The 16839-nt window shown below is 64.7% G+C and carries 21 protein-coding genes; 9 read left to right on the forward strand and 12 right to left on the reverse strand.

Translation table 11 applies throughout. From position 1 onward, the window contains the following. Nucleotides 1–359 (forward strand): group III truncated hemoglobin (locus VFF99_RS00105; RefSeq protein WP_325013846.1); only part of this gene is annotated, 359 nt, incomplete at its 5' end. A gap of 33 nt (nucleotides 360–392) precedes the next feature. Then, nucleotides 393–1673, forward strand: coding sequence for a phosphoglycerate dehydrogenase (gene serA, locus VFF99_RS00110; protein ID WP_325013848.1), 1281 nt, complete (start codon nucleotides 393–395; stop codon nucleotides 1671–1673). Here the strand turns inward: serA and VFF99_RS00115 are convergent. Then, nucleotides 1639–2667, reverse strand: coding sequence for a zinc-dependent alcohol dehydrogenase (locus VFF99_RS00115; RefSeq protein ID WP_325013850.1), 1029 nt, complete (start codon nucleotides 2665–2667; stop codon nucleotides 1639–1641). The two genes, serA and VFF99_RS00115, sit on opposite strands and share 35 nt — an antisense overlap. Nucleotides 2668–2804: 137 nt before the next feature. On the opposite strand from VFF99_RS00115, the gene VFF99_RS00120 reads away from it, so the two are divergent. Continuing rightward, nucleotides 2805–4010, forward strand: coding sequence for a pyridoxal phosphate-dependent decarboxylase family protein (locus VFF99_RS00120; protein ID WP_325013853.1), 1206 nt, complete (start codon nucleotides 2805–2807; stop codon nucleotides 4008–4010). 73 nt (nucleotides 4011–4083) lie between these two features. On the opposite strand, the gene VFF99_RS00125 is transcribed toward VFF99_RS00120, so the two are convergent. Both VFF99_RS00125 and VFF99_RS00130 read right to left on the reverse strand, forming a co-directional pair. Then, a complete protein-coding gene (locus VFF99_RS00125; RefSeq protein ID WP_325013855.1) occupies nucleotides 4084–4332 on the reverse strand; it encodes a hypothetical protein in 249 nt (82 codons plus the stop codon). Between the two features lie 128 nt (nucleotides 4333–4460). Next, a complete protein-coding gene (locus tag VFF99_RS00130; RefSeq protein ID WP_325013857.1) occupies nucleotides 4461–5054 on the reverse strand; it encodes a TetR/AcrR family transcriptional regulator in 594 nt (197 codons plus the stop codon). Nucleotides 5055–5266: 212 nt separating this feature from the next. On the opposite strand from VFF99_RS00130, the gene VFF99_RS00135 reads away from it, so the two are divergent. Beyond that, a complete protein-coding gene (locus tag VFF99_RS00135) occupies nucleotides 5267–5941 on the forward strand; it encodes a flavodoxin family protein (RefSeq protein WP_325013859.1) in 675 nt (224 codons plus the stop codon). Beyond that, nucleotides 5938–7092 (forward strand): NAD(P)/FAD-dependent oxidoreductase, encoded by a 1155-nt coding sequence (locus VFF99_RS00140; protein ID WP_325013861.1) that lies wholly within the window; start codon nucleotides 5938–5940, stop codon nucleotides 7090–7092. Before VFF99_RS00135 ends, VFF99_RS00140 begins: the two co-directional genes overlap by 4 nt. A 30-nt stretch (nucleotides 7093–7122) precedes the next feature. Here the strand turns inward: VFF99_RS00140 and wrbA are convergent, their stop codons facing one another. After that, nucleotides 7123–7722 carry an NAD(P)H:quinone oxidoreductase gene (gene wrbA / locus VFF99_RS00145; RefSeq protein WP_325013863.1) on the reverse strand — a complete coding sequence of 200 codons (600 nt, stop codon included), beginning with the start codon at nucleotides 7720–7722 and terminating at the stop codon, nucleotides 7123–7125. 26 nt (nucleotides 7723–7748) lie between these two features. Next, nucleotides 7749–8141: a DoxX family protein gene (locus VFF99_RS00150; protein ID WP_325013865.1), complete on the reverse strand. Its 393-nt coding sequence runs from the start codon at nucleotides 8139–8141 to the stop codon at nucleotides 7749–7751. Nucleotides 8142–8302: 161 nt separating this feature from the next. On the opposite strand from VFF99_RS00150, the gene VFF99_RS00155 reads away from it, so the two are divergent. Beyond that, nucleotides 8303–9271, forward strand: coding sequence for a LysR family transcriptional regulator (locus VFF99_RS00155; RefSeq protein WP_325013867.1), 969 nt, complete (start codon nucleotides 8303–8305; stop codon nucleotides 9269–9271). A gap of 3 nt (nucleotides 9272–9274) precedes the next feature. On the opposite strand, the gene VFF99_RS00160 is transcribed toward VFF99_RS00155, so the two are convergent. Next, entirely contained in the window at nucleotides 9275–9769 is a 495-nt protein-coding gene (locus tag VFF99_RS00160) for a DinB family protein (RefSeq protein WP_325013869.1), read from the reverse strand. A 21-nt stretch (nucleotides 9770–9790) separates the two neighbouring features. Further along, entirely contained in the window at nucleotides 9791–10297 is a 507-nt protein-coding gene (locus VFF99_RS00165) for a c-type cytochrome (protein WP_325013871.1), read from the reverse strand. 198 nt (nucleotides 10298–10495) lie between these two features. Here VFF99_RS00165 and pssA point away from each other — a divergent pair, with 198 nt between their 5' ends. Next, a complete protein-coding gene (gene pssA, locus VFF99_RS00170) occupies nucleotides 10496–11128 on the forward strand; it encodes a CDP-diacylglycerol--serine O-phosphatidyltransferase (protein WP_325013873.1) in 633 nt (210 codons plus the stop codon). A gap of 5 nt (nucleotides 11129–11133) precedes the next feature. Here pssA and fghA read toward each other — a convergent pair whose 3' ends face one another. From fghA to VFF99_RS00185, 3 genes are all read right to left on the reverse strand, one after another. Continuing rightward, entirely contained in the window at nucleotides 11134–11997 is an 864-nt protein-coding gene (gene fghA, locus VFF99_RS00175; RefSeq protein WP_325013875.1) for an S-formylglutathione hydrolase, read from the reverse strand. Next, the gene (locus VFF99_RS00180) at nucleotides 11994–13103 is read right to left on the reverse strand and encodes an S-(hydroxymethyl)glutathione dehydrogenase/class III alcohol dehydrogenase (protein ID WP_325013877.1); all 1110 of its coding nucleotides are present in this window, start codon (nucleotides 13101–13103) and stop codon (nucleotides 11994–11996) included. The genes fghA and VFF99_RS00180 overlap by 4 nt, the downstream gene beginning before the upstream one ends. Before the next feature lie 68 nt (nucleotides 13104–13171). Continuing rightward, a complete protein-coding gene (locus VFF99_RS00185) occupies nucleotides 13172–13885 on the reverse strand; it encodes a helix-turn-helix transcriptional regulator (RefSeq protein ID WP_325013879.1) in 714 nt (237 codons plus the stop codon). A gap of 88 nt (nucleotides 13886–13973) precedes the next feature. Between VFF99_RS00185 and VFF99_RS00190 the strand changes: the two genes are divergently transcribed. After that, the gene (locus tag VFF99_RS00190) at nucleotides 13974–14909 is read left to right on the forward strand and encodes an alpha/beta fold hydrolase (RefSeq protein ID WP_325013881.1); all 936 of its coding nucleotides are present in this window, start codon (nucleotides 13974–13976) and stop codon (nucleotides 14907–14909) included. Between the two features lie 64 nt (nucleotides 14910–14973). Further along, nucleotides 14974–15435, forward strand: coding sequence for a methyltransferase family protein (locus VFF99_RS00195; protein ID WP_325013883.1), 462 nt, complete (start codon nucleotides 14974–14976; stop codon nucleotides 15433–15435). Between the two features lie 6 nt (nucleotides 15436–15441). Here VFF99_RS00195 and VFF99_RS00200 read toward each other — a convergent pair whose 3' ends face one another. Together VFF99_RS00200 and VFF99_RS00205 are read right to left on the reverse strand one after the other, a co-directional pair. Next, a complete protein-coding gene (locus VFF99_RS00200) occupies nucleotides 15442–15870 on the reverse strand; it encodes a hypothetical protein (protein ID WP_325013886.1) in 429 nt (142 codons plus the stop codon). 33 nt (nucleotides 15871–15903) lie between these two features. After that, on the reverse strand, nucleotides 15904–16839 hold a 936-nt coding region (locus tag VFF99_RS00205), incomplete at its 5' end, for an EAL domain-containing protein (RefSeq protein ID WP_325013888.1).

Below are 16839 nucleotides of genomic sequence, written 5' to 3' on the forward strand. Positions count from 1 at the left end.
GTGATTTCTATGCGGATGTCCGGGCGGACCCGGAACTCGGACCTGTATTCGACGCCGTCCTCGCCGGCCATTGGGAGGAGCACCTCGATCGCATGGTCGACTTCTGGAGCACGGTCGTGCTGCATACCCACAGCTTTCGCGGCAACGTGTATGACAAGCACATGGCCTTGAACGGCATTACCCGCAGCCATTTCACGCGCTGGCTGGAACTCTGGAAGGCGCATACCGAGCGCCTGTTCGGCAAGGAAGCCGCACATGAATTCCAGCTCATCGCCGCCGGCATCGGACGCATGCTGCACTTCGGATTCTTCGATGAATTCCCCGATGGGACGGTGCCGCGAAAGGCGGCGGCCGCCTAAGTCCAATCACTCTTACCGCAAAAAGGAATACTGATGACCCTCCCCCCGCCCGCGTTTGAAGGCCCGCTCCGCGTACTCTTGCTGGAAGATATCCATGAAAGCGCCGAGCGCGCGTTCTCTCACTTCGGCGATGTGGTCGTCGAACGCGACAGCGGCGCGCCCAGCCGCGAGGCGCTGCTGTGCCGCATCGGCAATGTCCACGTCCTCGGCATCCGGTCGCGCACGCAGGTAGACGCAGAGATACTGGCGGCGGCAACACAGCTGCTGGCCATCGGCACCTACTGCACCGGCACCAACAATGTCGCGCTGGACGAGGCGGCTGCGCGCGGCGTCCCGGTATTCAACGGGCCGTTTTCCAACACACGCTCCGTGTCCGAGCTGGTGATCGGCCACGCCATCCACCTGCTGCGCCGCATTCCCGAGCGCCACGCGGCGGCGCGTTCGGGGAAATGGTTGAAAGATGCGCGCGGCTCAAGCGAACTGCGCGGCAAGACGCTGGGCATCATCGGTTACGGGAAGATCGGCACGCAAACCGGTCTGCTGGCCGAGGCGCTGGGAATGCAGGTCGTCTTCTATGACATCGAGGCCAAGCTGCCGCTGTCGAACGCTTCGCGCATGCCGTCTTTGCAGGCGCTGCTGGCCGCTTCCGATGTGATTACCCTTCATGTTCCCGGCACGCCGGAGACCGAGGGCATGATCGATGCCGCCGCCTTCGAGGCGATGAAGCAGGATGCGGTGCTCATCAATCTCGCCCGCGGCAAGGCGGTGTGCATAGAGGCACTGTGCGACGCGCTGCAAAGCGGGCGTCTGCGCGGCGCGGCGCTGGACGTGTTCCCGGTGGAACCCGCCACACGGCAGGATGCCTTCGAATCGCCGCTGCGCGCATTCGACAACGTCATCCTCACGCCGCACATCGGCGGTTCGACCATCGAGGCGCAGCGCAACCTCGGCTTCGAAGTCTCGGAAAAGATCGCGGGTTATCTTGCGCGGGGAACGACACAGGGCTGCGTCAACCTGCCGCAGGTCAGCCTGGATTCGGCGGCACGCGGAACGCGGATCGTCCATATCCATACCGACAAACCCGGCGTGCTGATGCAGGTGAACGACCGCCTTGCCGCCTCCGGCCTCAACATCGTGCAGTTGACGCTGGAGACGGCAAAAGGCTTCGGCGTGGCCGTGCTCGATGTGACCGGCCCCGTTCCCGGCGCCGTCATCGACTCGGTAGCTTGCGTCGACGGCGCTGCCCGGGTGTTCTTGCCGCTCGGCCAGAACGCGACTGTCAGGGAAGCGAGTCGCGAACAAAGATACGCTTGACCTCGCCGCGGCCGAACAACTGGTCGGCCGAATCCCACGGCAGCACCTCGACGGGGATGGACTTCGATCCGAACCCGTGCTTTGCCATGAGCCGGAGGACGGGGTCCATGTGTGCGCGCGCATGGGGCTGTCCGGTGATGAGCGTCACGTTCTTCCTGAACATCTGGCCGATCGGGACGGCGGCGGTGCCGGGGTAAGGCCAGACCGGCGTGCAGACGCCGTCCTTCGCCACGCTGGCCAGCGCGATCGCCAGCCGTTCCGGATCGGCGCCGCAATCGACGACGATCGGATAGCCCTCCTTGCGCAGCGGCTGTCCCATCCGCACCGTTGTCGCGCCAAGGCTGGCGGCTGCCTGCAAGCGGCGCTCGTCGTCGTCCAGGAAGTCGATCTTGCGGATGCCGAGTGCGCGAGCCATGACAACGCCGTACAAGGCCATGTTCCCGGCATGACCGCTCACGATGAGGACATGCGGGTCGGGGAATGCCTGCAGGTGCGGCTGCATGGTGCGGTGGAGGTCGACGAGGTTGCAGCCGAGGGCGGCGCAGTCTGCCGGCGTGAATCCCTCCGGCATGGGAACCGCCATCGCATCCGCATACGGCACCACCAGCAGGTCGGACATGCCGCCGCCCCAATTGCCGCCGGCCGCGCCCAGCCCGTAGTTCGACAGGGGCTTGCGGGCGTCGCAGCTGTTCGTATGGCCGCCGGTACACGGCGCGCATTCGCCGCAGGAGATGTGCAGCGGAAGTATCACATGCTGTCCTTGACGCAAGGTCTTGACCTCGGCGCCGGTTTCCACCACCTGAGCCACGATTTCGTGCCCCAGTGCAATCGGAAACGGCAAGGTGGAATAGCGGCCGGACACCAGGCCGCGGTCGAAATCACATACCCCGACCGCCACTGGCCGAAGCATGGCCGCCTTGGGACTGGTCAGCTCAGGATCGGGGACCTCGACCCACTCCACTTGATTCGGTCCCTTTGCAGTTAACTGGCGCATAGCCGGCCCTTTCTCTTAATATATACCAATAAGTACAAAACGGAGACGGCGTGGCCCTCTCCTCCGGGTGCGATCCTTGATTCGCGAGTTTAGTGTACCATACGGTACATTAGAACCCAGCGAAATGAGGTACCTCGATGAAAGACGCAGCCTTCGAACTGAACGACACCATGGGTAACGCGAGCCTGCGCGAGGCACTGTCCTGGCACGAACGCCATCCCGAACGCCCCATCCCGCCGGCCCTGCCGGAAGACGGGATCGGCGAACAGGCGACGCTGGACGGCCTGGCGGCGGCAGTCCTCGGACAGGCGAGAGGGCTCGACAGCCCGCTCGCGTTTGCCCACATGGACCCTCCCACCCCCTGGATCAGCTGGATTACCACGCTATGGAACGCCCGGCTCAACCAGAACCTGCTGCATCCGGACACGGCGCCCGCCGCCCGCGACCTGGAAGCGCAGGTCATCCAGTGGCTCTCGCCCTTTTTCGGGATGAACGGCGGCCACATGGTGCCGGGCTCCACCGTCGCCAACATCACTGGCATCTGGGCCGCGCGCGAACTGCGCAAGGTGGAGGAAGTGGTGGCCTCGGCCTCCGCCCACCTCTCGGTACGCAAGGCCGCACACCTGCTCGGCCTGCGGTACCGCAGCGTCGATGTCGATGCGGCGGGTGTGATGGATGTCTCCTCGCTTGGCGACCTGAGCAAGTCCTGCCTCGTTCTGACTGCAGGCACGACCAGCGTCGGCGCCGTCGATCCGCTCAAGCTGCAGGCAAAGGCGGCGTGGACGCATGAGGATGCGGCCTGGGCCGGTCCGCTGCGCTTGAGCCAACGGCACGCTGCGGTACTGGACGGCATCGAGGCAGCCGATTCCGTCGCCGTGTCGGCGCACAAATGGCTGTTCCAGCCGAAGGAATCGGCCTTCGTCCTGTTCCGGGATGCGAACGCCGCACACCAGGCGCTGAGCTTCGGCGGCGGATATCTCGCGGTACCGAATGTCGGCCTTCTCGGTTCGCACGGCGCCAATGCAGTGCCGCTGCTGGCAACTTTGTGGGCATGGGGAAGAAACGGCGTGGCGCGGCGGGTGGAACAATGCATGCAGAATGCCTCCGATTTTGCCGACCGCATCGCCGGCAACAGCGGGCTGGAGCTGTGGGCAAGACCGGTGACAGGTGTTGTTGCATGGCGCTCGCGGACGATTCCTGCCGACATTCTCCAAGCGAGGTTGCCCGCAGGCTCCACCTCCTTGACCGTGCTGAATGGGGAGAAATGGCTGCGCAACGTGGCTGCCAATCCCAATGTCGATATCGCGGCGCTTTACGACGAGGTCCTCAAGGCGACCGTTTGATGCAAAAAAAAGCCGGCCCAAGGCCGGCAAAGAATGCCGCGTCCGGGGGCCCCCGGCCGCAGCACAGGAGGATTCAGGCGGGCAACCCGGCAGCCGCGTTCGACCGCACGCGCTGGTCACGCCATTCTTCCCGCTGCTCGGCGGCAGCGCGCGGCGCCAGCGCCTCCAGCAGGCGGATGTTCATCCGCGCATTGATGCCGTGGTAAGCGGCGTTATCCGGGTCGCTCATGCTTTTTTCCATCGCACTGCGGAGATCGCGGCGTACCGCGGAGATCAGGGCGTCGAATTCGTAGTCCAGCAAGTCGGATTGGATGGTCTTCATTTCGGTCTCCTTCGGAAACAGGGCATCAACTCCGTTGTGTACTTTTCAGTACACATTATCGGAAAAGAAACCCGCCGGGCAGATCAATACGGGCGGGTTTCTTTATGTACCGTTAGGTACATATTACGTCACGCCGCTTCCGCTGTCAAGGGGCGGAGGATGAGTTCGATCATCGCGCGGGTACGGGTCTTCGCCGGACGCGTGCGGCCGGTGACGAACAGCCCGTTGTAGAAGGTATGGATCAGGTTTGCCATTTCGCCTGAATCCAGGTCGCGGTCCACCTCGCCGTTCCGCTTGGCACGTTCGAGCGCCTGCTCGATCAGGTCCACCAGTTCCTGGTTGTAACGCGCAATGGCTTCGGCCACCGCCGGCGCCGCGTCGGCCGCGTCGATGGAGGCGTTGATCGACAGGCAGCCCCGTGCCCCGCCCTCCCCGCTGCAGGCCGGCACGAATGCCATGAGCCACTTCTGGATGGCGGGAACGGCGGGCCCTTCGCCGCTCAGCGTCTTGCGCGCCCAGTACAGCAGGCGGGCGTGGTAACGCTCCAGGATCTGCAGGTACAGCGTGGTCTTGTCACCGAAAGCGGCATACAGGCTGGGCTTGTTCACCCCGGTCGCTTCGGTGATGTCGTCGAGCGAAGTGCCGCGGAATCCTTTGGTCCAAAAGATGTCTTCCGCGCTCTTGAGCACGTCTTCGACGTCGAATGATCTCGGTCTGGCCATGTCGGGTTCCAATCTCACGGTTCAATAGGGTCATTATATACCTGATGGTAAAGTATTCAAGCGATTGACGGCTTGCACCTTGACACCGGCCGGATCATCCACTAATTTGTACCGCGTAGTATGTAATTCCGTATTTCTTTCGCGGCACGCGCCCGCCGCGCCGGGCGTTTCTACGCCGTTTTTATACCGCGCGGTACATAAAGGAGAGCATTGTGGCAAATATCGCAGTCGTCTATCACTCAGGCGGAGGCAATACGGCGGTACTGGCGGAGGCAATTGGAAACGGCGCTGCCAGCGTGCCCGGCGCCAAGGTGTCGCTGCAGCGCATTACTTCCCAACAGATCAATGCCAAATTGCGCTGGGAAGATGAAGGCATTGCCAAGGAATTGCAGCAGGCCGACGGCATCATCTTCGGCTGCCCTACCCTCATGGGCATGGTCAGCACGCCCTTCAAGGCATTCATGGAAGCAGCTTTCATGCCGTGGGCCAAGCAGGCATGGAAGGACAAGTTCGCCGGCGGCTTCACGAATTCGGCCTCCATCAACGGCGACAAGACCAATACCCAGATCCAGCTCCTGGTCTTTGCCGCGCAGATGGGCATGCTCTGGGTGCCGATGGGCGACCATCCCGGGAACAACTGGAGCGGCGGCTCCGAGAGCGACATGAACCGCCTGGGTGCCTTCCTGGGACCGATGAGCCAGCCGCGCGCCAGCGTCGCAGAAGAGGCTGCGCACAGCGCCGACCTGCAGACCGGCTTCCGCTATGGCCAACGCTTTGCGAGCATCGTCAGCCACTGGACCCGCGAGGGAACCCACGTGACCGACAGGATGTTCGACGCGGCTACCGCCGCCGCTATCAAGGCGCAAGCGCAAAAGGCGGCAAAGTGACGGCGCGGCCCCTGAACGTGGTCGTGGCGGGCGGGGGCTACGCGGGCGTCGTCTGCGCCGCCCGGCTTTCCGCCCGTGCCGGGGACGACGTGAGCGTCACCCTCGTCAGCGATGCGTCCCGCTTCGTGCAGCGCATCCGGCTGCATCAGGCGATCAGCAGGCAGGAGCCGGCGAGCGCGGCGCTGGAACCGCTCCTGAAGGGGATCAAGGTCGTCACGGGTACGGTGGACGCCATCCACGCGGACGAACGGCGGATCAGCTCCGGCGGCACGAGCATCCGCTACGACAGGCTGGTGCTCGCCCTGGGCTCGCGTACCGCGTCGCCCGGCATTGCCGGTGCGGAGGATCACGTGCATCCGCTTAACCCCGGCAATGTCGAGGCACTGCGTGCACGGCTCGATGTCCTGGCCGGGCGTGAGGCTGCGATTGTCGTGGTGGGCGGCGGACTGACAGGAATCGAGACGGCCTTCGAACTCAAGGAGGCCTATCCGGCGCTCGGCGTCAGCCTTGTGACGGCCGGGCCGCTCCTTTCCGGCTGGTCGCCCCAGGCGCATGAGCACCTGGAGCGCCGGTTCAGGGAGGCCGGCATCCAGGTGTTCGAGGGAACGCGCGTGCATCGGGTCACTGCTTCCGCTGTCGATACCAACCTGCTCTCCATTCCCTGCGACCTGTGCGTGTGGACTGCCGGCTTCGCATTTCCCGGCTTGCCGCGCGATGCCGGCGTGGCGGTGTCCGAGGAAGGCAAGGTGCTCACCGATCCCTATCTCCGCTCGGTATCGCATCCGGAGATTTACGCCGCGGGCGATATCGCCTGGCCGCTGGCGCCGCCCGGACATCCCCTGCCGATGGGCTGCAAGAGCGCCATGCCGATGGGCGTGCAAGTGGCGGAAAACATCGCGCGCGAAGCACATGGTATCGCGCTGGAACGGTTCGATTACGCCATCCCGTTCCATTGCGTGAGCCTGGGCAGGAAGGATGGGCTGATCCAGTTCCCGGACAAGCAAGGCCGCCTGCTGGGCCGCGCGGTGACAGGAAGATGGGGCGCCTGGATCAAGGAAACGGTTTGCAAGAGCACCTACTGGTCGGTTTTCCTCGAGGCGCGCGGGCTCCCGGTGGTGCGCTGGTTGAAGACGGGCCATGCGCCGGGATGACATGGCGGCGGGAACGACCGCCATGCCCGTTCAGCGCGCCAGCCGTGCCGCGAGCTGCGCCGCTTTCATGCCCTGGTAGGACGCACCGGCAAGTTCATTGGCGGACGGCATGCGCGATCCGTCCGGCCCGGTGATCGTCGTCGCGCCGTAGGGCGAGCCTCCGGTGATTTCGTCGATGGCCATCTGGCCGGAAAATCCGTAATCGAGCCCGACCACGACCATCCCGAAATGCATCAGGTTCGCGATCATGGACAGCAGCGTCGCTTCCTGCCCGCCGTGCTGGGTGGCGCTGGCCGTGAACGCGCCGCCCACCTTGCCGTTCAGCGCGCCCTCTTCCCACAGTCCGCCGGCCTGGTCGAGGAAGTTGGCCAGTTGTGCGGGCATGCGGCCGAAGCGGGTTCCGGCGCCGATCAGTATCGCGTCGTAATGGCGCAGGTCGTCGATCTCGGCCACCGGCGCCGGCTGGTCCAGCTTGAAATGCGAGGCCTCGGCGACGTCCAGCGGCACCAGTTCCGGGACGCGCTTGATGTCGGCATGGGCGCCTGCTGCACGCGCACCTTCCGCGACCGCGCGCGCCATGGTCTCGATATGTCCGTAGGACGAGTAATACAGGACGAGCACTTTCGTCATGTTCATTCCTTTACGGCGAGGGTGGCTCAGCGGACAGAATCGGTGCGGCGCTCGTAGGCGGATACAACGAACATCGCCCCCAGCAGGGCCAGGTTCTTCAGGAAGTGGTTGAGCTGGTCGCCGCTCGGATCACCGGCCCAGAACTGGTGGAACATCAGCGTCGCGGGCACGAGGAAGGCCGCGAATGCCAGCGCGACCCAGCGCGTGGCGATGCCGAACGCCAGGGCAAGGCCGCCGCCGATCTCTAAGACGAGCGTCAGCGCCAGCAAGGTCGAGGCGAGCGGCAGCCCTGCCCCGGCCATCCAGCCGGCGGTATCGTTGAAGGACAAAGCCTTCATCGTTCCCGAGACGATGAAGAGGCTGGCGAGCCCAATGCGGCCGGCAATATAGGAAGCGGGGCTTGAAGAAGTCGTGGTCATGGTGGTTTCCTGTCAATGTGGATACGGATGCGTTCCGGCGCTCGCACCGTACGCTGCCTTCAGCGCACATTTCGTTGTGCACATGCAGAGGCATTCTATTGATGAAGAAAACGGAAAAAAATAGCTAAAATAAGCTTGTCTGTTCCATTGGCGAGACAATCATGCACAAACTGGATGCGCAGGACCTGTGGATCTTCGCCTGGGTGGCGGAGGAAGGGAGTTTCAGCGCCGCCGCGGAGCGGCTGGGATTGCCCAAGTCCACGCTCTCGCGGCGGCTGGCGGAATTCGAAGCCCGGCTTGGCGAGCGGGTGTTTGTGCGCACGACGCGCCGGCTCACCCTCACCGACCTCGGGCGCAACGTGCTGACCCACGCCCAGCAAGTGATGGCGGAGGTCTCGGCGGCGCAGGCATTCGCGCAGAACCGGCAGCTCACGCCGAGCGGCCGGCTGCGCATTTCGATGCCGGGCGATTTCGCCAACCTGCTGCTGCCCGCCATGCTCACGCAATTCGCCGCGTCCTACCCGCTGATCACGCTGGACATCGACGTCTCGCCGCGCATCGTCGACCTCGTCGGCGAAGGATTCGACCTCGCCATCCGCATGGGCGCGCTTGCCGATGACGCCACCCTCGCCGCGCGCCAGCTGGCCTTGTTCGATGTCAGCCTGTACGCGGCGCCGTCGTACCTGCAACGCCACGGTATTCCGCGCACGCCCGATGCCTTGCAGGGACATCAGGCCCTGCACCTGAGCACGCGCAGCAGCGCCAGCGCGCTATGGCAGTTGACGCGCGACGGCGAAAGCTGGACCGGCACGCCGCCCGGCCGGGTGCATATCAACTCGCCGGAGCTGCTGCTGCGCATGGCCCTCGCCGGCGCGGGAATCACGGCTATCGACGACCACATGGCCGCGCCTCACCTGGCGAGCGGGGAATTGCGGCGTGTACTGCCCGAGTGGAAATTGCCCGGCGTGCCGGCGTGGATGGTTTTTCCGGGGAGGAAGCTGATGCCGGCCCGCACGCGCGTGTTCATCGACGCGCTGGTGGCGGAATTCGCGGAGAAAAAACGTCCGCAGACGGGGAATACGGGGAAAGCGATGAAAGCAATCCGCGGCCCCGGACAAGCCCGGGGCTGAGCCTTAGCGACGCGGCGCCGCGTACTGCCCGAGAAGCCACTGCAAGCCGGCGAGGTGCTGCTGGTCGTGACTGCAAAGGAAGTGCACCAGGCTGCGCAAGCTGACGTCGCCATATCCCTCGAAGTGCGCGGGCCGCTCATACGCGCCTGGCGGCAGCGCGCGCAGCAGGGAAACTGTCTTCTCCCGCGCCGCGCGAAAGGCCCCGATCACTTCACCGGGCCGGGCAGCGGCGTAGGAGCGCGCTTCGACCAGCGCGAAGCCGTCGACCGACGGCAGCATCGGGCGATCCTCGCTGAGCGTCCGTTCGAAGCGCACGTGATACCCGTCGATTTCGATGTCGCGCACATGGCACAGTTGTTCGAGTGCGGAAAAGGGTTCGCTCGGAATCCCTTCCCATGAGGCCGGCTTCCAGCCAAGGAACCCGGCCGGCAAATCCGCAAAGAATTCTTCGAGCTGCCGCGGAAATGCCTCAAGTGCGCGTAGTGTGACGACGTCCATACGATCTCCCTGCAAAAAATTTCAGCGCGCGCCCGGCGGCATCGGGAACTGCACATAGGGCGTCGCCGGCTCCCGGTTCGGGGGAACGTAGGCCGGCGCCGGCTCACCGGCCGCGCCCAGATGCTTCACGAAACGATGGATGGCGCGCAGGTCGTCGTCCGACATCTGTTGCAGCGCGAACCAGGGCATCGGCGGCCTCGACTCGACCTTCCTGGCTGCCGCCAGCCATTGCTTCTCGGTCATCGCGCCGAGATGGAGGCGCAGGTTCGTGGGATAGGTGGTTCCCCACGGGCCGCGCCAGCCCAGGCTGTCGCCGGTCAGCCACTGCGCCTCCGGCAGCTTGCCGCCGCTTTGCGCATAACCGGCCGTATGACAGTCGTTGCACCCCGCCACCTGGACGAGGTACCTGCCGCGTTCTATCCATTGCCTTGTGTTGGCCTTGTTGGCCTTGTCTGCGGCGTGGGCGGACTGTGAGACGGACAGGACAACGAGTGCACCCGCGATGGTATGACAAATTCGGTTTTTCATCTTGCTTCCTCTCTGCTGGACAATTTCGCAACGGGTTTTCCACGGAGCATTTCGCGGCGCCGCCGTTTTATGTACCCCTCGGTACAGATTAAGCGAGCCGGCACGCGCTGTCAATTGCTTCCTTGTTTGTGCCATTTCCAAGCGGCGAGCCAAGCGACGTGTTAGTTATAACGAACGAATCCCGACAACAGACGCACCATGCAGACACCCGACCGCCGCCCTCGCCACTTCTCGATGATCCGCGAGTTCCACCTCGCGGACTTCTTCACCCTCGCCAACGCGGCATGCGGCGTGCTCGCGCTGTTCTTTTCCATGCAATATCTCATCGGCGGCCGCATTGAAGATTTCTACCTGTCCGCCGCGATGGCGCCGGCCGCCTTCGCCTTCGATGTCCTGGACGGCCGCATCGCCCGCTGGCGCAACCGCCATTCATCGCTGGGCCGCGAACTGGATTCGCTGGCCGACGTGATTTCCTTCGGCGTGGCGCCCGCGGTGCTGGCCTTCGCGGCCGGCATGCAGGGCAACGGCGACATGATCGCGCTGGTGTATTTCGTGTGCTGCGGCGTGAGCCGGCTGGCGAGGTACAACGTCACCGCCGAAAGCATGTCCGGCGATTCCGGCAAGGTGGCCTACTTCGAGGGAACGCCCATCCCCACCAGTGTGGTACTGACCGGCATCCTCGCCTTCGCCGCGTGGCAGGGGCGGATCGGCGACCAGCTCTATGGCGGCCAGTGGCAGCTCGGGCCGCTGGCCTTGCATCCGCTGGTGCTGATGTTCGTCCTGTCGGGCACGCTCATGATCAGCAAGACGCTGCGCATTCCGAAGCTGTAAGGGAGTCAGATCCCAAGCTGTTGCGCGTGGTGGCGCAGGTGGTCTTCGACGAAGGTCGAGATGAAGTAGTAGCCGTGGTCGTAGCCCGGATGCAGGCGGAGCACCAGCGGCTGTCCGGCCTCGATGCAGGCCGCTTCGAACAGCCCCGGGCGAAGCTGTTCGTCCAGGAATTTGTCGCTCAGACCCTGGTCGACCAGGATGCCCTCCGGGTATGGCGCCGCTTTGCACTGCCGCATGAGCGCCGACGCATCGTAGTCCTGCCACGCGTCTGCGTCCGGCCCGAGATACCTGGCGAAGGCCTTGCGCCCCCACGGTACCTGGCTGGGCGCGACGATGGGCGCAAACGCGGACACCGAACGGAACAGCCCGGGATGGCGCAAGGCGAGCACCAGCGCGCCATGCCCGCCCATGGAATGACCCATGACGCCAATCCGCTCACGGTCGAGCGGGAAGAGTCCGTCGGCGATATCGAGCAGTTCGCGCGTGATGTAGCTTTCCATCCGGTAGTGCTGCGACCACGGCGCCTGCGTCGCATCGAGATAGAAGCCGGCGCCGACGCCGAAATCCCAGTCGTCCGCTTCGCCGGGTAGGTTGGCGCCCCGCGGGCTGGTGTCGGGAGCGACAAGGACCAGCCCTTCCCGCGCCGCATGGCACTGCGCGCCCGCCTTGATCATGAACGTCTCTTCGGTACAGGTAAGCCCGGCCAGGCAAAACACGGCCGGACAAGTCTTGCCCTCGCGCGCCTGGGGCGGCAGGTAGACGGAGAAGCGCATCGGCAGTCCGGTCTCCTGCGAGCCATGGCGGTAGAAGCGCTGGACGCCGCCGAAGCAGCCGTGCTCGCTCAGCAATTCGAGGTCGGGCGCGTTCATTCGTACATCACGACGGAACGGATGGATTCGCCGCGCTTCATGAGGTCGAATCCCTCGTTGATGCGGTCGAGCGGCAGCGTGTGGGTGATGAGGTCGTCGATATTGATCTTGCCTTCCATGTACCAGTCGACGATCTTCGGCACGTCGGTCCGTCCGCGCGCGCCGCCGAAGGCCGATCCCTTCCACACGCGCCCGGTCACGAGCTGGAAAGGCCGCGTACTGATCTCGGCGCCGGCCTCGGCCACACCGATGATGACCGACTGCCCCCAGCCCTTGTGGCAGCATTCGAGCGCCTGCCGCATGACCTGGGTGTTGCCGATGCATTCGAACGAGTAGTCGGCCCCGCCGTCGGTCAGCTGCACGATGTGGTCGACGAGGTTGTCGACGTCCTTCGGATTGACGAAATGCGTCATGCCGAATTTGCGCGCCATCGCCTCGCGCCCCGGGTTCAGGTCCACACCGATGATCTTGTCGGCGCCGACCATGCGCGCGCCCTGGATCACGTTCAGGCCGATGCCGCCGAGGCCGAACACCACCACATTCGCGCCTGCTTCGACCTTGGCGGTGAACAGCACCGCGCCGATGCCGGTCGTGACGCCGCAGCCGATGTAGCAGATCTTGTCGAAGGGCGCGTCCGGCCGCACCTTGGCGAGCGCGATCTCGGGCACGACGATGTAATTGGAGAACGTCGACGTCCCCATGTAATGGAGGATGGGTTTGCCGTTGAGCGAGAAGCGGGAGGTGCCGTCCGGCATCAATCCCTTGCCCTGGGTGCTGCGGATCGCCTGGCACAGGTTGGTCTTGCGCGACAGGCAGAACTTGCACTGCCGGCATTCCGGCGTGTACAGCGGAATGACATGGTCTCCCGCGGCGAGGCTGCGCACGCCCTCGCCGGCCTCCACCACCACGCCCGCGCCTTCATGGCCGAGGATCGCCGGAAACAATCCTTCCGGATCGGCGCCCGACAAGGTGTAGTAATCGGTGTGGCAGATCCCGGTCGCCTTCACCTCCACCAGCACTTCGCCGGCGCGCGGCCCTTCCAGGTCGACTTCCTCGATCGATAGCGGGCTTGCGGCTTTCCATGCGACAGCGGCCTTGGTCTTCATGCACACCCTCCGGCAGATTGTAGGGGGACAACTGAGTGGTTAGACGTGCATGCCGGCTTAAGTTCGGCTCAAACGAAGGAGAGTTCCTTCAGCGGCTTGAGAACGGTGGACGGTGTCATGCCGAAGGTCTTGCGGAAGGTACGGGAGAAATGCGAGGAGTCGGCAAAGGCGCCGTGCAGCGCGGCCTCGGTCAGGTTGATGTGCGGCCCCATGCCCGCCATCGCCGCGCGCACCTGCGCCCATACGCGGTAGCTGCGGAAGCTGACGCCGGTTTCTTCGCGGAACAGATGGTTGAAGCGCGAGGCGGAGAGGCTGACCGCATCGGCCGCACCCTCTCTCCCCGCGGGAGCCGCGCCGACCAGCCGCAGGTACTTCATGCTGTGCTGCACGCGCAAATCCAGCGCGCCGGGATCGGGAACGCGATGGCGCAGCAAGGCATCGAGGTCGAAGCTGCGCAGGCGGCTTTCGACATGGCTGCGCGCGACCGGCGCTGCCGCCGGATCGAAGATCACCCCGCCCTGCGCCCGGAACAGGCTGCGCAGACGGCGCGCTTCCAGGGCGTCTGGCTCCAGGTACATCAGGGCGACGCGCTCGCCGCAGGGATCGAAGACATGCTCGACACCGCAATCGATGAGGGCGCTGCGGCAGCTCTGGCGTCCGGCAGGCAGGTGCAGGGCGAAGCGGCCGGACAGTCCGATCAGGAGCACGGGCGCGGCATGGCAGTGCCAGCCGGTTGCCGGCAGCTCGCCTACATACAGCGCCCGGGTCTCCCCCAGGATCATTGAATTCGTTCCGCGCATAGCCCAAACGTACAAGTTTTCCCGGCCGGATTTCGATAGCCTTCCCGGCATTGATTGAAAGGAGAATACCTTGAAACGCCTCTTCCTCGCTTGCACGCTGATTGCGCTCGCCCTGGCCGCCGCCTGGTACGGTTTTCCGCACTGGTTCAAGGAGCCGCTGGTCGCGGCCAACCGCGCCGCCGCCGGGCTCGCCGAAAAGCAAGTGACGGTCGATGCGCACCGCATCCATTACCTCGACGGCGGCAGCGGCGAGACGCTCGTGCTGCTGCACGGCATTTTCGCGGAAAAGGACCACTGGGTGGATTTCGCGCGGCCGCTCACGGGCAGCTACCGGGTGCTGGTACCTGACCTGCCGGGATTCGGCGAAAGCAGCCGCCTCGACAGCCACAGCTACACCTACGACGCGCAAACGGAACGCCTGAAGGCCTTGCTGGACACGCTCGGCGTCACGCGCGCCCACCTTGCCGGCAATTCGATGGGCGGCACCATCGCGGCCCTGTTCGCGATACGCTACCCGGAACGCGTCGCCAGCGTGGCCCTGATCGGCGCGCCGCACGGTATCCGCTCGCCGAAAGCGAGCGGCATGGACAGGCAGATCGAGGCCGGGAAAAGCCCGCTGGTGACCCGCGACGCGCGCGAGTTCGAGGCGATGCTCTCGCTGGTCTTCGCCGAACGCCCCTTCCTGCCCTACCCCATCCTGCATGCAGCGCAAGAGAACGCGGTTCGCAACGCGGATTCCAACCTGCGCCTGTGGCACGCGCAACTGAAAGACCGCTTCCTGCTGGACGGACAGATCGGCGGCCTGGGCGCGAGGACGCTGGTGCTATGGGGAAGCAGCGACCAGGTGTTCGACGCATCGGGCGCGGAAGTGCTGAAGAAGCGGCTGAAGAACGCCGAGGTGCATGTCCTGCCCGGGATCGGCCACCTGCCGATGATGGAGGCGCCGAAAGAGACTGCCGGCATGTATGCACGCTTTCTCGCCCGGCAGGCCGCCGCGGCGCACTGAGTTGACCTTCCCACAATAGGAAGGTGTATCGTGCGGCATGATTCCACTGCCACGCACGAGCGCCATGTCCAGACTTGAACTGAAAATCCCGCCTGTCCTGCTGGTCTTCCTGTTTGCGGGCCTGATGGCCTTGCTGTCGTCGGCAGTGGAAGACCGCTGGCAGGCAAGCACCGGCACGCATGCCCTTGCCGCCCTCCTTGCGCTCGCGGGCGCGCTGGTCGCCGCCGCCGGCGTGCTGCAGTTCCGGCGCGCGAAGACGACCGTCAATCCGGTGAATCCCGGTTCATCCTCGTCGCTCGTCAGCAGCGGGGTCTACCGCGTGACCCGCAACCCGATGTACCTGGGTTTCCTGCTGTTGCTGGCTGCATGGGCCTTCTACCTCGCCAGCCTGGCGGCGGCGGCGTTGCTGCCGCTGTTCGTGCTGTACATGAACCGCTTCCAGATCGTGCCCGAAGAGCGCGTGCTGGCGCGCTTGTTCGGCCGCGAATTCGATGCCTACCGGGGACGCGTGCGGCGCTGGATCTGAAAACGGTCAAAGCCCGGCGTGCTCGGCGATCGCTTCGCCGACCCGCCGGGCGAGATAGTCGGCGCGCAGCGGCTTGAGCAGGTAGCGCACCTTGTGCCGCATCAGGATCGCGCCGAGCTTGTCGTTGCTTTCGGGAGCAATCTGGTTACCGAGGATGAAAATCGGGACGTCGCTGGTCCCGCGAACGGCGGCTACGAGGTCTGTCAGCGCATGCGATTCGGGTTGCCAGTCCGCCAGGTAATCCAGCACGTAGGCATCGAAGCATGCCGCTTGATGTGCTTCGGCAAGGGAGTCAATGTCATAGAAGGCAGTTGCGGCAAAACCATTGTTGCGGAGAAGGCCGCATAGCGCATCGGCCATGGTCTCATCGCTGTCGAGGACGGCGACCGAGAACGGCCGCGGATGCCAGGGACGTGGATCGGGACGGGCTTCCATGCCTGCATTCTAGCCCTTGCGACAAGGACCTGCTCAGTGCATGTCCTTGAAGCTCAGCACATTGTTCCGGTCGCCGTCTGGATCCGAAAGCTGGCCCAGTTCATCCACCAGCGCGAGCATGGCCGGGTCCTTGATGAAGCTGGCCGCCGAAGATGCCTCAAGGATACGCGGCGCCGGCTGCGAACGCGCCACCACGAAGCCCTGCACGTAATCCACACCGATCTCGGCCAGCGTCCTGGCCGTGGCCGCATCCTCGGCCCACTCCGCGATGGTTTTCATGCCGAGGTTCATCGCCAGTTTCACGATCGCTTCCACGATGGCGACGTTGGCGGGATGGGCATTGATGTTCTGCACGAACTGGCCGTCGATCTTCAGCACGTCCGCCGGCAATTCCTTCAGGTAGGAAAAGGAGGTGTAGCCGGCGCCGAAATCATCCAGTGCCACGCGCACGCCGCAGCTGCGGATCTGGTCGATGAAGCGGCGGGTGTTATCGAGGTCGTGCAATGCGACGCTCTCGGTGATTTCCATGCAGAGGTAACGCGCGCCGACCGGGTACTCTTCGAGTGTGACCAGGGTGTCCTGGATGAAGTGCTCGTCGTTGAGCGACGCGCCGCTCAGGTTCATGCAGACGAATTGCGTGTTGGACAGTGCCGCCAGATTGCCTTCAATCCACTGCAGCGTGGTAGCCAGCACCCAGCGGTCGATCGTGCCGGTCATCCCGCTCTTCTCCGCCGCGCCGATAATGCGCCCCGCGGGAATGATGCTGCCGTCGGAGCCGCGCATTCGCAAGAGCACTTCGAAATTGAGCGAGTTGTGCGGGTTGTTGAACGCCATGATCGGCTGCATTTCGAGGAACAGGTCGCGCGTGGCATCGCTGCCGGACAACTGCTCCATGAGCCCGAGCTCGGCCTGGCGCTCGTGGAAGGCGCTGGCATTGCACTCGTAGACGACCAGCCCCTCGCCCTGCTT

The sequence above is a fragment of the Noviherbaspirillum sp. genome (genome assembly GCF_035654295.1).
GTDB lineage: Bacteria > Pseudomonadota > Gammaproteobacteria > Burkholderiales > Burkholderiaceae_D > Noviherbaspirillum.

Coding starts and splice junctions, on each gene's coding strand:
- serA (WP_325013848.1), top strand. CDS start 393: ATGACCCTCCCCCCGCCCGCGTTTGAAGGCCCGCTCCGCGTACTCTTG.
- VFF99_RS00115 (WP_325013850.1), bottom strand. CDS start 2,667: ATGCGCCAGTTAACTGCAAAGGGACCGAATCAAGTGGAGTGGGTCGAG.
- VFF99_RS00120 (WP_325013853.1), top strand. CDS start 2,805: ATGAAAGACGCAGCCTTCGAACTGAACGACACCATGGGTAACGCGAGC.
- VFF99_RS00125 (WP_325013855.1), bottom strand. CDS start 4,332: ATGAAGACCATCCAATCCGACTTGCTGGACTACGAATTCGACGCCCTG.
- VFF99_RS00130 (WP_325013857.1), bottom strand. CDS start 5,054: ATGGCCAGACCGAGATCATTCGACGTCGAAGACGTGCTCAAGAGCGCG.
- wrbA (WP_325013863.1), bottom strand. CDS start 7,722: ATGACGAAAGTGCTCGTCCTGTATTACTCGTCCTACGGACATATCGAG.
- VFF99_RS00150 (WP_325013865.1), bottom strand. CDS start 8,141: ATGACCACGACTTCTTCAAGCCCCGCTTCCTATATTGCCGGCCGCATT.
- VFF99_RS00155 (WP_325013867.1), top strand. CDS start 8,303: ATGCACAAACTGGATGCGCAGGACCTGTGGATCTTCGCCTGGGTGGCG.
- VFF99_RS00160 (WP_325013869.1), bottom strand. CDS start 9,769: ATGGACGTCGTCACACTACGCGCACTTGAGGCATTTCCGCGGCAGCTC.
- VFF99_RS00165 (WP_325013871.1), bottom strand. CDS start 10,297: ATGAAAAACCGAATTTGTCATACCATCGCGGGTGCACTCGTTGTCCTG.
- pssA (WP_325013873.1), top strand. CDS start 10,496: ATGCAGACACCCGACCGCCGCCCTCGCCACTTCTCGATGATCCGCGAG.
- fghA (WP_325013875.1), bottom strand. CDS start 11,997: ATGAACGCGCCCGACCTCGAATTGCTGAGCGAGCACGGCTGCTTCGGC.
- VFF99_RS00180 (WP_325013877.1), bottom strand. CDS start 13,103: ATGAAGACCAAGGCCGCTGTCGCATGGAAAGCCGCAAGCCCGCTATCG.
- VFF99_RS00185 (WP_325013879.1), bottom strand. CDS start 13,885: ATGATCCTGGGGGAGACCCGGGCGCTGTATGTAGGCGAGCTGCCGGCA.
- VFF99_RS00195 (WP_325013883.1), top strand. CDS start 14,974: ATGTCCAGACTTGAACTGAAAATCCCGCCTGTCCTGCTGGTCTTCCTG.
- VFF99_RS00200 (WP_325013886.1), bottom strand. CDS start 15,870: ATGGAAGCCCGTCCCGATCCACGTCCCTGGCATCCGCGGCCGTTCTCG.